This window comes from Sinorhizobium sp. 7-81 (genome assembly GCF_030124405.1).
In the GTDB taxonomy this organism is placed as follows: Bacteria; Pseudomonadota; Alphaproteobacteria; order Rhizobiales; family Rhizobiaceae; genus Sinorhizobium; species Sinorhizobium psoraleae.
In genome coordinates this window covers 226,152-240,688 of record NZ_JASKLT010000004.1, presented here as the reverse complement: position 1 = coordinate 240,688, position 14,537 = coordinate 226,152, and the positions used below count along the sequence as shown (strand labels likewise).

The 14,537-nt window shown below is 63.2% G+C and carries 14 protein-coding genes; 3 read left to right on the top strand and 11 right to left on the bottom strand.

The window, feature by feature from the left end; translation table 11 throughout:
- On the bottom strand, positions 1-484 hold a 484-nt coding region (locus QN224_RS17040), incomplete at its 3' end, for an Lrp/AsnC family transcriptional regulator (protein ID WP_283977655.1).
- A 114-nt stretch (positions 485-598) separates the two neighbouring features.
- On the opposite strand from QN224_RS17040, the gene QN224_RS17035 reads away from it, so the two are divergent.
- Complete coding sequence (locus QN224_RS17035) at positions 599-1,183, top strand: isochorismatase family protein (protein ID WP_269282133.1); 585 nt, start codon at positions 599-601, stop codon at positions 1,181-1,183.
- A 61-nt stretch (positions 1,184-1,244) separates the two neighbouring features.
- Here QN224_RS17035 and QN224_RS17030 read toward each other — a convergent pair whose 3' ends face one another.
- The 10 genes from QN224_RS17030 to QN224_RS16985 all read right to left on the bottom strand — a co-directional run bounded on the left by QN224_RS17030 (position 1,245) and on the right by QN224_RS16985 (position 12,902).
- Entirely contained in the window at positions 1,245-1,763 is a 519-nt protein-coding gene (locus QN224_RS17030) for a hypothetical protein (protein ID WP_283977654.1), read from the bottom strand.
- A gap of 157 nt (positions 1,764-1,920) precedes the next feature.
- Entirely contained in the window at positions 1,921-3,060 is a 1,140-nt protein-coding gene (locus QN224_RS17025; protein ID WP_283977653.1) for an ABC transporter substrate-binding protein, read from the bottom strand.
- The gene (gene fhuF / locus QN224_RS17020; RefSeq protein ID WP_283977652.1) at positions 3,061-3,792 is read right to left on the bottom strand and encodes a siderophore-iron reductase FhuF; all 732 of its coding nucleotides are present in this window, start codon (positions 3,790-3,792) and stop codon (positions 3,061-3,063) included. It lies immediately after the preceding gene.
- Between the two features lie 28 nt (positions 3,793-3,820).
- Positions 3,821-6,010 carry a TonB-dependent siderophore receptor gene (locus tag QN224_RS17015; protein ID WP_283977651.1) on the bottom strand — a complete coding sequence of 730 codons (2,190 nt, stop codon included), beginning with the start codon at positions 6,008-6,010 and terminating at the stop codon, positions 3,821-3,823.
- A 280-nt stretch (positions 6,011-6,290) separates the two neighbouring features.
- Positions 6,291-7,718, bottom strand: a complete 1,428-nt coding sequence (locus QN224_RS17010; protein ID WP_283977650.1) for a gamma-aminobutyraldehyde dehydrogenase — start codon at positions 7,716-7,718, stop codon at positions 6,291-6,293.
- A gap of 25 nt (positions 7,719-7,743) precedes the next feature.
- Positions 7,744-8,559, bottom strand: coding sequence for an ABC transporter permease (locus QN224_RS17005; RefSeq protein ID WP_283977649.1), 816 nt, complete (start codon positions 8,557-8,559; stop codon positions 7,744-7,746).
- Positions 8,549-9,499 (bottom strand): ABC transporter permease, encoded by a 951-nt coding sequence (locus QN224_RS17000; protein WP_283977648.1) that lies wholly within the window; start codon positions 9,497-9,499, stop codon positions 8,549-8,551. Before QN224_RS17000 ends, QN224_RS17005 begins: the two co-directional genes overlap by 11 nt.
- Positions 9,496-10,494, bottom strand: a complete 999-nt coding sequence (locus QN224_RS16995; RefSeq protein ID WP_283977647.1) for an ABC transporter ATP-binding protein — start codon at positions 10,492-10,494, stop codon at positions 9,496-9,498. The genes QN224_RS17000 and QN224_RS16995 overlap by 4 nt, the downstream gene beginning before the upstream one ends.
- A gap of 191 nt (positions 10,495-10,685) precedes the next feature.
- Positions 10,686-11,846: an ABC transporter substrate-binding protein gene (locus tag QN224_RS16990; RefSeq protein ID WP_269282142.1), complete on the bottom strand. Its 1,161-nt coding sequence runs from the start codon at positions 11,844-11,846 to the stop codon at positions 10,686-10,688.
- A 147-nt stretch (positions 11,847-11,993) separates the two neighbouring features.
- Entirely contained in the window at positions 11,994-12,902 is a 909-nt protein-coding gene (locus tag QN224_RS16985; protein WP_283977646.1) for a LysR family transcriptional regulator, read from the bottom strand.
- A gap of 225 nt (positions 12,903-13,127) precedes the next feature.
- Between QN224_RS16985 and QN224_RS16980 the strand changes: the two genes are divergently transcribed.
- Complete coding sequence (locus QN224_RS16980; protein WP_283977645.1) at positions 13,128-14,051, top strand: alpha/beta hydrolase; 924 nt, start codon at positions 13,128-13,130, stop codon at positions 14,049-14,051.
- Positions 14,052-14,061: 10 nt separating this feature from the next.
- Complete coding sequence (locus QN224_RS16975; protein WP_283977644.1) at positions 14,062-14,499, top strand: ACT domain-containing protein; 438 nt, start codon at positions 14,062-14,064, stop codon at positions 14,497-14,499.
- Positions 14,500-14,537: the final 38 nt, after the last annotated feature.

Sequence of the window (14,537 nt, the reverse complement as noted above, 5' to 3'; positions counted from 1 at the left end):
GCATGTCGTCAGTTGCTGGTCGCTCGCAGGCGCAACGGATCTGATGCTGCTGGTCGAAATGCGTCCTGAGCGTCACATGCGTCTGGACGGTGGCGACACCCGGAATCGTGGCAATCTTTCGCCGGATCGTGTCGAGTTCGCCGTTGGACTCGCATTCGACCAGCAGCATCAGATCCGTTGCGCCTGCGAGCGACCAGCAACTGACGACATGCGGCATGCCGGAAAGATGCGGCACGACATGGTCGCAATTCTTGCCCGGCTGGAAGGCGACGGCGACAAGCGCCCGCACGACCGGCGATTTATCCTCCTGACCGAGGCGGATCGTATAGCCCGCAACGACGCCCTTCGCCTCGAGCCGGCGAAGCCGCTCGTGCGTGGCGCTGCGCGAGAGACCGGCATGGCGGGCAAGCGCGACAAGGCTCTGGCGTGAATCCTTGCGCAGGGCGGCAATCAATAGCCGGTCCTTTTCATCGAGTTCAGTCAAATCGTCGTCCCCTGCCGTTGTTGCCGGACGAATGTCCGGCCCAGGCAGCATCATGCTGAGTGAAACCGGACGATAGGGCAGTTACGGTTCGGGAACAACGAAGGAGCTTCAATGATGAACAGCTTGAAATTGCCCGACAATGCCGTCCTGCTACCGATCGACATGCAGCAGGCCTTTGACGCCGCGCCGTGGCCGCCGCGCTGGAACGATCGCGTCGACGAGAACGGTCTTGCGCTTCTTGCCGCCTGGCGCGCCGCCAAACGGCCGATCATCCATGTCCGTCATGACAGCGTCGAAGACGGATCGACACTTCGTCCGGACCGGCCGGGCAATGCATTCCGCGCGGGGTTCGGTCCGAAGGGCGAGGAGCCGCTCGTGACCAAGAGCGTCAATGCCGCTTTCATCGGCACCGACCTCGACTTGCGGCTCCGGCGTCTCGGCGCCAATACTGTCGTGCTTTTCGGCATCTCCACGGACATGTGTGTTTCGACATCGGTACGGGTGGGAGCCAATATGGGCTATCGCATGATCCTGGTGGAGGATGCCTGCGACTGCTTCGATCTGCCGGACGGCGCGGGCGGCGTGGTTCCCGCGCGCGATATCCATCGCGCGCATGTCGCGACACTGAGGGCGGAATTCGCTTCGGTCGTGACGACGGGCGAATTGCTTGCGACGCTCGGCCCTGCCGTGGCTGCGTGACGGTCGGCTTCAACGAATTTCGCGGACGGGGCCGGGATCGCTTCACAGGCACTCTCCAGGGCTAACGCGTCGCCGCACCTCTCACCTGGCTCACCTCGTAGGTCCACTTCGGCGCGGTGGGCGCCTCTCCGTCCCGGAACGGGAAGGTGAGGAACGTCTCGAAGGGGCGGCTCTGGCCACCCGGCACTCGGACGAGGATGAGCGCCGTGTCGTCGCCGATCCGCTCGCAGGTACCGCCGGGGCAGTCTTCGAGCGTGACGGTGAGCCGGAAGTATTCAAGCGAGAGGGCGGAGCTGTTGCGAACGGTGCCGCGGACACGATAGCTCCGCTCGGACTGGTTGCGTTCGAAGCTCACGCCCTCAAGCGCGACATCGTTGGCCGTGAGGCCGGCTGGGCGGGTTGGCTGTGGCGCCGGCGGTTGCTGATTGCCGCGCTCGCTCAGCCAGATCACGAAGGCGATGGTCAGGCCGAGGGCGACGGCGATTGACAGGACCAGTTCGGCCCGGTTGCGAAAGCGGCTGTATCGGGCCGCGAGATATACGATCGCCACCGCGACCAGCAGCACAATCAACCACAGCATGGAGCTCCTCCTCGCGGAACCTTATATGGCGTCGAGCGCACCTGGCAATTGCCAGGCGCCCGCATCCGCTCGGAGGAAGCGAACTCGAATAACATGCCTTGGAATCAACGCGCTAGGCGCCCGCTGCCTTCGCGCTCTTTTCCGGCCGCAGGCCGAGCTATTTTCTCGTCTTCAGGCTGATCCAGTAGCTGCCCTCAAATGGGACCGCGGCGAAGCGGGTGTTGATTTCCGCAAGGCTCGCCGCCGGATCGACATCCGGAAAAAGGTCCGGGCGCAGCCAGGAGGCGAAGGCTTCCGCTGCGAGGACGTTCAGCGGCACGGCATTGAAGAAATTCCAGAGGCCATGGACGCGCCCGTTGCGGACCGCTGCAGTGCTCGTCATCACCGGCGTCGTCACCGCTTCCGCCAGGGTCCGCTCGGCATCTTCCGACTTCACGCCGGGACCGATGGAGAAGCCGCTGTATTTTCCGCCCGGCGAGGAGGTGGCGATGTAGACATCGGGATCTTCGGCCATGATCGCTTCCGCGTTGACCATGCCGCCCGGGCGGGGCAGCTTTCCTTCGACGATGTTGCGGCTGCCGGTAATGCTGACGAATTCGCCGAGGCCGCCGACGCCATAGGCCCAGCAACAGGCCGCAGCACCGGGGAACGCTTCCATGAGCACCGTCGGTCCCGGCTCGGGATGCTTCGCAACCCGTTCGCGAATGCGGGCGAGGCGCTCTTCATAGAAGCGGGCGAAATCGTCGGCCTGCTTCTCTCGCTCGAAGATCTTGCCGAGCAGGCGCATGTTGCCGGCGGTGTTCTTCAAGGGGTCGCCGTTGAAGTCGACGACGACCACCGGCACGCCGACGTTTTCGAGATATTCGATCGCACGCTTGCCCGCTTCCGTGTCGGCTTGCCAATTGGCAAGGATCGCGAGATCGGCCTTGAGCGTCAGGAGCGCCTCGAAGGACAGGCCGGCTCCGCTGCCGTCATCGATCAACGGTACCTCTGCGAGCCTCGGGAACTTGCGGACGAAACTCTCGTAGATCTCCGGATTGTCGTTCTTCATGTCACCCGACCAGCCGGCGAGGAGGCTTACGGGATCCGGATGGATGAGCGAAAGGGCGACAAGATTGAAGCCGCTGCCGAGCAGCACCGCCTTGGGTGGAGCCGGAATCGTCACTTGCCGGCCGACCGCGTCAGTGATGGTCATCGGCCATCGGGTCTCCGCACGGGCGGCAAGGCAGAACAGCGTCATCGACAGAAGCGCGATGATCCGAACGATGGTCGCAAAGCGGAAATTAGGGCGAGACAATTATTGTTTCCTTTGGCTGGGAAGGGCGCAAAGACTGCCGCAACTTGGGATGCCGGGGAGAAGGTATCGCAGGCAGCAGATCTTGCGCCGGCAGACGCGCGTCCCATCCTCTTCCTCGTGGCGCAGGCAATCGAAGAAGGGGTTGGGCGCGCCGCTAGGCATCAGGCGACAGCCGACCATGGCATCGGCCTGATCGCTCAAGGGTTCGGTTCCGGCCGTGCGAAGCGCATAGTCGATATAGACGGCCGCATTGTTCCAGGCGAGCCTGGGTGAAATCCCGCCGACGGCCTTCAGATGGCTGACGACCTTGGCGAGATGTTCTTCCATCAACGGAGCCAGCACGGAGAAAATCTCCCGCTGGTCGTCATCCCGCCAGTCGCCGGGCGTCGCGACTCCGAAGGCACGGGGGAGGCCGTCGGCCGAAAGCGCCACGGTCATCTCGTCAAAGCCGACGGGCAGTACCTGATGATCCAGCACCCGCGCGACGACATAGGGGATGGTGAGACAGGAGAAATAATAGAGCGACCACATGGACGCGACGGCACGCCGGTCGGTACCGTTCGACGTCTCCGCATAGGTCGCAAGCGCCCGCTCGAAGGCGCCCGAGGCGAAAAACGTGGTCAGGGGAATGCCGTCGGAGAGATCTTCCGCCAGCATCATCTTCTCGTTGCACCAGGCATGGGGACCGACAAAGGCCGCCGACAGGAGCTTTGCCCCGCCGGATTCCGTCATGCTCTCATGCCCGCCCGTTGCCATGGTACTACCAGTTGTAGCGCAGCGAGCCGATGACGGTGCGGCCCTGGTCGCGATAGCAGAACCCGGCCGAGCAGACGGGCTCGCGCCGGTCGAAAAGGTTGGTGGCGTTCACCTGAAGCCGCAGGCCGTCGTACTTCTGGTCAAGCGCGGCGAAGTCGTAGTGCACCGCAGCATCGAAAAGGACACGCCCGGAATTGCGGATAGTGTTCGCGTCGTTGCCGTAACTCGATCCAATGAACCGAGCGCCTGCGCCGAAGCCCAACCCGGCACCCGGACCGTCTTCCGGCAGCGTGTAGTCGGCCCAGATCGCCGCCATGTGGCGCGGGACGGAGGAGACGTAATTCCCGACCGTGCCTGCCGGGCCCTGAATGATCTTCATATCGGTGTAGGAGTAGGCGGCAGTAAGTGAAAGGCCATTGTCGAGGCTCGTGTTCGCCTCGATCTCGAAGCCGCGCGAGCGCAGCTTGCCGCGCTGCACCTGGATATTTGCCGGGCCCGAAGGCAGGTTGACGACTTCGTAGTACAGCCCGTTCTTCTGGTCGATATTGAACAAGGCGGCGGAGATCAGCGTGTTGCTGTTCGGCAAAAGCCATTTGACGCCGATTTCCTCCTGGCTGCTCTCTGTCGGCTTGAACGGCTGGTTCGTTTCCAGGTTGAGGCCGGCATTCGGCGCGAAGGCCGTCGAGTAGCTGATATAGGGCGCAAGACCAATATCGGTCTCATAGGTCAAGCCGATGCGGCCGGAGAATTCCTTGTCCGTCTGAGACACTGTGGTGAGCGTATCCGCCAGCAGGTCGGTCGTATCGGTGTCGGACGAGACCCAGTCATAGCGACCGCCGATCGTCAGCGTCCAGGCGTCGTAGCGGATCTGGTCCTGCAGGTAGGTGCCGACCTGCCACTGGTCCTGTACGACGCGCGTTTGGAAGTCTATCGGAGCGACGGCATCGCCGCGTGTGGGGTTCTTCGTGTCGAGCGGCGGCGAGACTCCGCGACCGTCGAGCGAGCGCCAGCGCAGTTTGGTGAAGTCGACGCCGGTAAGCAGCGTGTGGTCGAGGGCGCCCGTTTCGAAGTTCGATTCGAGCTGGTTGTCGATCACAATGGCGTTCAGTCGTTCGTCGAACGTTCCGGCGCTGCGGTCGATAAGCGTCGGATCGACAGCATTAGGCGCATAGGCGAAGGCCCAATCGGCATCGATGTTCAGCGTTGACACGCGTGCATTCTGACGGAAGACGAACGTGTCGTTGAACCGATGCTCGAATTCATAGCCAACCCGGCCTTGCGTCTGTATCGAGTCGTTGAAGGCGGGATTGCCGGCGAAGAAGTCCGTCACCTTGCCCGTGGTGGTATCGTAGTAGTAGGCCGCCGTGCCGCCGGTCTTGGTCCGCGAATACTCACCGAGAATGGTAAGGCTGGTGTCCTCGTCCGGCTTCCAGGTGAAGGCGGGCGCGATATAGGCGCGATCGTCCGGAACACCGACCTGCTCCGTATCGGCATCGCGCAGGAGACCGGTCAGACGGTAATAGACCGGATCGGTTTCATTGACCGGGCCGGAGAAATCGAACTGACCCTGATAACGGTCGTGACTGCCGTATTGAACCTGCACCTCGCGCAACGTCTCTTCGGTTGGACGCTTGCTGATCAGGTTGAAAAGCCCTCCGGCTCCTGACGCACCATAGAGGGCAGAGGAAGGGCCGCGCAGGATCGATACGCCTTCCAGACCATAGGGTTCGGTCTTGAACAGCGATGAGCCCGCGCCCGGCTGACGCAGGTTGTCGCGGAAAACGCCGGTATAAGTCACGTCGAAACCACGCACGGTAAAGCTGTCGAAGCGCGGATCGAAGCCGTAAGCGCCGACACGGGAGCTCGGCGTATAGGCCAGGGTTTCGAGCAGTGTCTGCGGATTGCGGTCCTTCAACTGCTGTTCCGTTACCGTCGAGATAGACTGCGGCGTCTCAAGGAAGGGCGTATCGACCTTGGCTCCAGTCGCACTGCTGATGCCGACATAGCCTTCCGCCGTGATGACGCCGCCGCTGCCGCCGTTGACGACCAGCGTTTCGAGCGCAGTCGAATCACCGCTGGACGTCGTCTCCTGCTGTGATTCCTGCGCCTGCGCGGAGGCGACGAGAGCGAGGGCGGACGTGCCGACGAGGGCGGCGCGGACGAGCGGCAGGAGGAGGGGTCTCGTGGCGGGCATGCGATGCAACTTTCTGATCGATAAGCGAAATCCTATAAGATGAGCTATTCACTCATGATTTTTGCACGCGCAAGAGCTTTTTATGACTTAAAGAGTCATGTTTTCGGATTTGTGGGAAATCTGCAACAGGCGCGGCGGCGAAGCCTCGCTGGCTCACGTTGCTGAACTATCGATCAGGCGAGAAAAGAATTGCCATCCGGCCGTCTTTCGACGATCGAAGGGCAACCGGCTCCTTATGTGTAGCGAATCAGCGGTTAGGGGGCGTTGCTACCGATCGGCATCAGCCATGATTGATCATGATGTGGCGGACGGCGGTATAGTCCTCGAGCGCATAGACCGACATGTCCTTGCCGTAGCCGGATTGCTTGACGCCGCCATGCGGCATCTCGTTGGTCAGCATGAAATGCGTGTTGATCCAGGTGCAGCCGTATTGCAGGCGGGACGCCGCCCGCATCGCCTTGGTGATGTCCTTCGTCCAGACGGAGGAGGCGAGGCCGTAGTCGCTGTCGTTCGCCCAGGCGACGGCGTCATCGCTGCCGGTGAAGCGGGTGACGGAAACGACCGGCCCGAACACCTCGCGGCGGACGATTTCGTCTTCCTGCGTGGCGCCGGCGACGACGGTCGGCTGGAAGAAGAAGCCATCCCTGCTGCCGGCGTCGCCGCCGGTGGTGATCTCGATGTGCTTCTGATCCGCCGCGCGTTCGACAAAGCTCGCGACGCGATCGCGCTGGCGCTTCGAGATCAGCGGACCGATCTCGTTTTCCGTATCTTCGTCAAGGTTGTAGCGGATCGTCGAGACGGCGGAGGTCAGGTCGGCAACGAACTTCTCGTAGATGCCGGCCTCGGCATAGATGCGGCAGGCGGCCGTGCAGTCCTGGCCTGCATTATAATATCCGAAGGTGCGGATGCCGTTCACAACAGCTTCCAGATCCGCGTCGTCATAGACGATGACCGGCGCCTTGCCGCCGAGTTCGAGGTGGGTGCGCTTCACGGTCTTGGCGGCGGCGGCGAGCACCTTCTTTCCCGTCGCGATGTCGCCGGTGATCGAGACCATCGAGATCTTCGGATGGTTGATGAGCGCATTGCCGACGGTTTCGCCGCGGCCGGTAACGACGTTGACGACGCCTTCGGGCAGGATCTCCGCCAGCAGCCGCGCGAGCTTCAGCGCCGTCAGCGGCGTCTGTTCGGAAGGCTTGAAGACCACCGTGTTGCCGCCGCCGATGGCCGGCGCCAGCTTCCAGGCCATCATCATCAATGGGTAGTTCCAGGGCGCGATCGAGCCGACGATGCCGATCGGATCGCGGCGGATCATCGAGGTGTGGCCCGGCAGATATTCGCCGGCCGTTGGGGCATGCAGGTTGCGCACCGCACCGGCGAAAAAGCGCCAGCAGTCGATGATCGCCGGCAATTCGTCGTTCTTCACGGCATTGATCGGCTTGCCGCAGTTCAGCGCCTCCAGCGCGGCGAAGCCATCGGTGTTCCTCTCGATCGCGTCGGCGATCTTAAGGAGATAGTTCGAGCGCTCGGCGGGCGTCGTCTGCGACCAGGCGGCGAAGGCGCGCTCGGCCGCGTCGACGGCGACGTCGAGTTGTGCATGGGAAGCCTCCGCGACATCGATGATCTTGGCGCCCGTCCTCGGGTTCAGGATGTGCTCCTCGACCTCGGTGCCGGCTTCGAAGCGCGACCCGATCAAGAGTTGGGTGTCCATGTCTGTTCTCCCTTTATGTTCGATATCATTTGCCCGCGCCGGCGATCTGGTCGCCGTCGCGCGTCAGGTAGTAGGCGCCGAGGATCGGCAGGAAGGTGACAACGACCACGATCATGGCGACGACATTGGTCACCGGGCGCTGGCGCGGGCGGATCAACTCCTCCAGCATCCAGATCGGCAGGGTCGATTGCTGGCCGGCAGTGAATGTCGTGACGATCACCTCGTCGAAGGAAAGCGCGAAGGCGAGCATGCCGCCGGCGAGCAGCGCCGTGCCGATGTTCGGCAGGATCACGTAGCGGAAAGTCTGGAAGCCGTCGGCGCCAAGATCCATCGAGGCCTCGATCAGCGAGCCGGAGATCCGCCTGAAGCGGGCGACGGCATTGTTGTAGACGACGACGATGCAGAAGGTCGCGTGGCCGAGAACGATGGTCCAGAAGGAAAAGGGGATGTCCGCCATCGAAAACGCCGAGCGCAGCGCGATGCCGGTGATGATGCCGGGAAGCGCGATCGGCAGGATGACGAGCAGCGAGATCGTCTCGCGGCCGAAGAAACGCGTCTGGCTGACGGCGGCGGCACAGAGTGTGCCGAGCACCAGAGCCGTGGCCGTCGCGATCGAGGCGACCTTCACCGAGAGCATCAGCGCCGCCCAGACGTCGGGCCGGTTCCAGGCGACGACAAACCATTGCGCCGTCAGTCCCGGCGGCGGGAACTGGTAGCTCTTCTCCTCGGTCGTGAAAGCGTAGAGGAAGATCAGGAGGATCGGCACATGCATGAAGGCCAGGCCGGCTGCCGCCGCGACCTTCAGGCCCAGGGGAGCGCGGTTCGATTTCTCAGAGCGCATCGAAAGCCCCCATGCGTTTGGCCATCCAGAGATAGAGGCCCATGATGACGATCGGCACGACCGTGAAGGCGGCGGCGAGCGGGATGTTGCCGGCGGTGCCCTGCTGGGCATAGACCGCCTGGCCTATGAAGAGCCGCGACGAGCCGATGATCTGCGGAATGATGTAGTCGCCGAGCGTCAGCGAGAAGGTGAAGATCGATCCGGCGACGATGCCCGGCAGCGCCAGCGGAAACAGCACGTGGCGGAAGGTCTGGGCCGGCGTGCCGCCGAGATCGGACGACGCTTCGATCAGATTCGTCGGCACCCGCTCGAGCGCCGCCTGGATCGGCAGGATCATGAAGGGCATCCAGACATAGACGAAGACGATAAACGTGCCGGTGTAGCTGACCGATAGCGAATTGCCGCCGACGATCGGAAGCGAGAGCCATGCATCGAGCAGCCAGAGCAGGTTCAGTTTCTCGAAGAACCAGGTGACGATGCCTTCCTTGGCGAGGATCAGCTTCCACGCGTAGATCTTGACGAGATAGCTCGACCAGAGCGGCAGCATGACGCCGAGATAGAATAGCACCTTCCATTTTCCGCGCGCATAGCGGGCTGCGTAGTAGGCGATCGGAAACGCGATGAGGGCGGAGACGAGCGTCACCACCGCGGCCATCGTGACGGTACGGATGATGATGTCGAGATTGGTCTCGCTGAGAAGCTGCCTGTACGTGGCAAGCGTGAATTCGTAATTGATAAGGCCGGAGAAATCGTCGATCGAGAAAAAGCTCTGCAGCAACAGCGCGAAGAGCGAGCCGAGATAGACGACACCCAGCCAAAGGAGCGGCGGGCCGAGCAGCATCGCCAGGAGCGCATACGGGTGCCTCCAGAAGAAATCCGAGAGACGGCCGGCCGCGCCGCGGCGTTCCGGGAGGATGATGCTTTCGGCGACGATGGTCATGCGTCCTCCATCGGGTGAAGGTCGCGCGCGGCGAAGCTGATCGTGACCGGGCTGCCGATGGCCGGGACCACGTGTGCGGCGGGGGATGCCACAGCGATACGCGCGCCATCGACATCGACGACGACGCGGTTCGTCGCGCCAAGGAAGCTCTGGCCAGCGATGGTGCCGGCGAGGCTGAGAGCGCCATTGCTTGCGGGCGCGATGGCGATCGCTTCCGGCCGCAGGCTGGCGAAGGGCGTCTTCAGCCCGAGCGTCTGGCAGAGCTTGGTCGAGAGGACGTTGGACGAGCCGACGAAATCGGCGACGAAGCGGGTCTTCGGCTGGTTGTAGACTTCTTCCGGCCTGCCGAGCTGCTGGATCCGCCCCTCGTTGAAGACGGCGATGCGGTCGGCCATCGACAGCGCCTCGCCCTGGTCGTGCGTGACGAAGACGAAGGTGATGCCGAGGGATTTCTGCAGGCTCTTCAGTTCTTCCTGCATCTGTTCGCGGAGCTTCAGATCGAGCGCGCCGAGCGGCTCGTCGAGGAGCAGCACCTTGGGCTTGTTGACGAGCGCACGGGCGAGCGCCACGCGCTGGCGCTGGCCGCCGGAAAGCTGCCCGGGCCGGCGCGTGCCGTAGCCCGGCAGCTTTACCATGGCGAGCGCGTCCTCGGCGGCCCTGCGCCGCTCCTCGCGGCCAATGCCCTTGACCATCAGGCCATAGGCGACATTGTCGAGGATCGAGAGATGCGGGAAGAGCGCATAATCCTGGAACACGGTGTTGACGCTGCGCCGGTAGGGCGGGACACCCTCGGCCGTCTCGCCGAAAATTTCGATATGGCCGCCGGTCGGCTGCTCGAAGCCGGCCATCAATCTGAGGCATGTGGTCTTGCCGGAGCCAGAAGGTCCGAGCATGGCGAAGAATTCGCCCTCGACGATGTCGAGGTTCACGCGGTCGACGGCGCGGACCGCGCCGAAGTAGCGGGAAACATTGTCGAAGAGGACGGCGGTGGTCATAGGGGATACTCCAGTATTCCGGCCCCTCATCCCGCTGCCGCGACCTTCTCCCCGCGAGCGGGGAGAAGGGGACCGCGGCCGGCGCCTCGCGTCAAGATCACGCGGCGGCTTTGCCGAAGGCGTTCCCTCTCCCCGCGAGCGGGGAGAGGGCTAGGGTGAGGGGCGATGCTTGCGATGCAGTTGCGGCTGGCTTACCGCCCGCCGATCACGCCGATATAGTCGGAGACCCAGCGATGATAGGGCACGCATTCGCCCTGGCTTTCGCACTTCGTCACCGGCGTCTTCCAGAACTTGACCTTTTCGAAGTCCTCGTAGCCGTTGGTCTTGCAGCCGGCGTCGGTCAGGAGATCATTGCCTTTGCAGGCGGCACCGACCGACGGGTTCGCGCCGAACCAGGCGGAAACGTCGCCTTGCACCTTCGGCGACAGCGTGTGTTCCATCCACATGTAGGCGCAGTTCGGATGCTCGCTGTCGGCGTGCAGCATGGTCGTATCGGCCCAGCCCGTTACCCCTTCTTCCGGGATGACCGAGGCGATCGGAAGCTTCTCGGCTTCCATCAGGTTGACCTGGAACGGCCAGGAGCCGGAAGCAACGACGCCTTCGTTCTTGAAGTCGTCGATCTGGATCATCGCGTCGTGCCAGTAGCGGCCGACGAGGGTGCGTTGAGTGCGAAGCAGATCAAGCGCGGCTTTGTACTGATCTTCGTTGAGCTCGTAAGGATCCTTGATGCCGAGTTCGGGCTTGTGTGCCATCAGGTAATTGGCGGCGTCGGCAACATGGATCGGGCCATCATAGGCCTGGACACGGCCCTTGTTGGACTTGCCGTCGGGCAGGGTCATTTCCTCGAAAACGACGTTCCAGCTCTTCGGCGCTTCACCCTTGAAGGCTTCCTTGTTGTACATCAGCACGTTCGGACCCCAGACATAGGGGGTGCCGTAGTGGACGCCGTTGACCGTGTGCCATGGCGCATTCTGCATGCGCTCGTCGATCGTCTTCCAGCTCGGGATGAGGTCGGTGTTGATCGGCTGGACGCGCTTGCCGGCCACAAGGCGGAGGGAAGCGTCGCCGGAAGCAGTGACGAGATCGAAGCCGCCTTCGTTCATCAGGGCGACCATTTCATCCGAGGTGGCGGCGGTCTTGACGCTGACCTTGCAGCCCGTCTTTTTCTCGAAGTCGGTGACCCAGTCGTAGTTCTTGTCGGTTTCGCCGCGCTCGATATAGCCGGCCCAGGCGACGATCGACAGTTCGCCTTCGCCCTTGCCCAATTCCTTCAGCGGCTCCTGCGCGAGCGCAGGGGCGACGAGGCCCAGCGAAAGAGTGAGCGCCGTGCAGGATTTCAAGATCTGCTTCATCGGAAGTCTCCCCATTTATGCCGCGTTCCGCAGCTTTGTTCCCGGATCGAAGCGTGCCTTGATTTCTCCGTATTCGCAAATTCATTAAACAGAATGTCGCTATCGGTTTTTCCGATAACGAGTGGACGGGACGAGCGTGTTTCGGCTTCAGCGCGGGCGGGCGCTGCGCAGGGCTTCCGCGATGCCGACGAAATCGCGTGCCGATTGCGGCAGGCTTGAGCCCTTACGCCAGACCATGCCGACCTGCACGACCGGCAGCGCGCCGGAGACGTCGCGGCTCTCGATCCGGTCGCCTTCGAGCGACCAGGGGCGGTAGACGAGATCCGGAAGCAGCGCAATGCCGGCGCCGGTGGCGACCAGGCTTCTGACTGCCTCGACGGAGCGGGTGCGGAAGGCAACGTGCGGGCGGGCGCCGAGCGCCGTCAGGAGCTTGCCGGTATTCTCCTCGATTTCGTCCACCGTCAGCATGATCAGCGGCTCCTTGGCGATGTCGTCGACCGAGATGATGTCGGCGCTGACCAGCGGATGGCCGATCGGCAGCCAGAGGCGATAGGGCGAGGTTTCAAGGATTTCCGCCTGCAGCGCCATGCGGTCGCGCAGGTTCGAGATGACCATGACCGCGACGTCGAGCTCGCCGCCGATCAGCAGATGCTCGAGATAGGAGCCATTGTCCTCTATGGCGCTCACTTCGACCCCGGGGCAGGCACGCCGGTAGCGCGCCAGCAGGTCAGAGAGCACATAACCGGCGACGAGCGAGGTAACGCCGAGATTGAGCTTGCCTCCAAGTTCCTCGCGGCTGTCGGAAAAGCTGCGCCGCGCATCGGAGACGTCGGCGAGGATCTTCGTCGCGTGGCGAAGGAACTGGTGACCGTTATGGGTGATCGACAGGCCGCGCGGATGGCGATCGAAGAGTTCGACGCCGAGGTCGGTTTCAAGTTCCTTGATTGCTTCGGTGATCGAGGACTGCGAGATCGACAGATTTTGCGCCGCGCGGGTAACAGAGCCCTGTTCGGCGACGGCGATGAAGTACTGCAACTGCCGGAGTGTGAATGCCATGATCGGACTTAACACCGGTCGGGGACCCGAAGGCAAGCGAGGCGAAACGGCTGCGCCGTGCCCTGCCGCATTTTGTCGTGCGTCGGACAACGCCGATGGTAAGCTCTCTTCTACAGCGCCGTGCGTCTTTTCAGACGCAAGGGTCGCTGTAGCACTTTGAATTGCTGCATGTTTTTTTCCTTAGATCCGCAACGATCCAAGGAAACATGCAGTCGGGAGGGCAGGATGGATTCGAAAATACCGCGACCAATGCCGACCGAGCGTGGCATTCTCGCCTTTCATGAACGCTGCGAAGCGTTCTATCCCGCCGATGCTGTCAACGCATCAATCGAGCAACAGCGCCAGTGGTACGACGCGCTTTGCGCCGAGTTCGACGCACCCTCTCCGGCGGGACTGACACGGCAGGACGAGCGTTTGGCCGGGCGCATCCCGGTGCGGCGCTATCGTCCGGCGGAGGTCGCCACCGAGACGCGGATCTTCTACATCCATGGCGGCGGTTTCGTCGTTGGCTCGCTCGACAGCCATGATGCGATCTGCGCCGAGCTTGCGCACGGGGCGCGGGCGGAACTCGTCTCGGTCGACTATCGGCTTGCGCCCGAACATGTCTGGCCGGCGGCGTTCGATGACTGCTACGACGTGCTGAGAAGCCTGCTTGCTGGCGGCCGCCCGCTGGTTGTCGCCGGCGACAGCGCCGGCGGCAATCTCGCGGCCGGGGTCGTGCTCAAAGCGAGGGCCGAGGGGCTTTCGGGTATCGTCGGTCAGGTGCTGATCTATCCGGCTCTTGGCGGCGATCTCGTCAGCGGTTCCTATGTCGAGATGGCGGAGGCGCCCGGCCTTGCGACGGCGGACGTCGCCTATTACCGCGAGGTCCTGAAGGCGCCGGCGGACAATCCTTTCGCCCGTCCGCTGAAGGCGAGCGATCTTTCCGCGTTGCCGCCGGCCTATATCACGGCGGCGAACTTCGATCCCCTGCGGGATGACGCGCGGAACTACGCGGCGCGGCTCGCGCAGACTGGCGTCGACGTTACTTACCGGGAAGAACCGCAGATGATCCATGCATGGCTGAGAGCCCGGCACATGAGCCCGGGCGCGGAAGAGGGCTTTCGCCACCTTGTCCATGGCGTGGCGCGGCTGCTCGGGACAAGGTGAGGGCTAAGCCGTGAGCGGAGAGACCGATCTAGCCCGCCTGTTGGCGGAGATGAACCCGATCCTGCGGGAAGGCGAATATGTCTACTGTGCGGTTCAAGGCGACGCGCCGTCCTGGCTTGCGCTGGAGCCGATCGGCACCTTCCGCGAGGTCGAGGGCCTGACGCTCATTCTCGAACGATCGCGGGCGGACGCGGCCGGGCTCTCCTACGGCCCGGTTCTGCGTCTTATCACGCTCAACGTGCATTCCGCGCTGGAAGCCGTGGGGCTGACGGCCGCGGTTTCCGGGGCGCTGACGCTTGCGGGCATCAGCGCCAATGTCGTCGCGGCCTATTACCACGACCACGTCTTTGTTCCGGCGGCCGACGCGGAGCGAGCGGTCGAGGTGTTGCGGGCATTAAGCTCTGAGCTTGCCTCTCACCCTAACCCTCTCCCCGCGGGGAGGCGATAGCCGTATCGGCAGGCCGGATGAGCGGCTGTTGACCCACT